At 64.5% G+C, this 693-nt stretch carries 1 protein-coding gene; it reads left to right on the forward strand.

The features are described from left to right. The coding region (locus D1614_RS28070) for an HD-GYP domain-containing protein (protein WP_147384380.1) at nt 1-651 on the forward strand (651 nt) is incomplete at its 5' end. Nucleotides 652-693: the final 42 nt, after the last annotated feature.

A 693-nucleotide genomic window follows, 5' to 3' on the forward strand; every position in this document is an offset into this window, starting at 1 on the left:
GAATGCGGGCTGGGCGGGCTGGTGCATGACATCGGCAAATCGGCCATGCCGCGCACGCTGCTCGACAAGAGCACGGCGCTGACCAAGGACGAACTGGCGCTGCTGCAGACGCACGCCGTGGGCGGCCATCATCTGCTGCAGGGCACCGGACAGTTCAGCGAGATTGCACGCGAGATCTGCCTGCACCACCACGAGCGCATTGACGGCAGCGGCTATCCCGACGCCCAGAAGGCCGACGGCATCAGCCTGTGGGCCAAGATGGGCGCGATTTGCGACGTGTACGACACCCTCACGTCGAGCAGCCCCTATCACCATGCGTGGTCTCCGGCGCAGGCCCTGAAATACATGATGGCGCGCACCGACACGCAATTCGATCGCACCGTCTTCCAGGCCTTTACGCGCAGCGTGGGCATCTACCCGGTCGGCACGCTGGTCAAACTGCGCACCAACCGGTTGGGCGTGGTGGTCCACCAGAACGAAGCGTCTGCGCTGAAGCCGGACGTGGTCGTCTTCTATTCGGGCAACACCAAGACGCGCGTGCGCCCCGAGCGCATCAGCCTGGGTAAATCCGACGATTCCATCGTGACCGTGGAAGACGCCACCACGTGGGGTTTGTCGGACGAGGAAGTGTCCGACATGTGCCTGGTCTGAGGCGCCGGCTCTCGGCGCTGGAGGGCGTCAGTAGTCTTCCAC

Source organism: Maribellus luteus, from assembly GCF_003576475.1.
Taxonomy (GTDB): domain Bacteria; phylum Bacteroidota; class Bacteroidia; order Bacteroidales; family Prolixibacteraceae; genus Draconibacterium; species Draconibacterium luteum.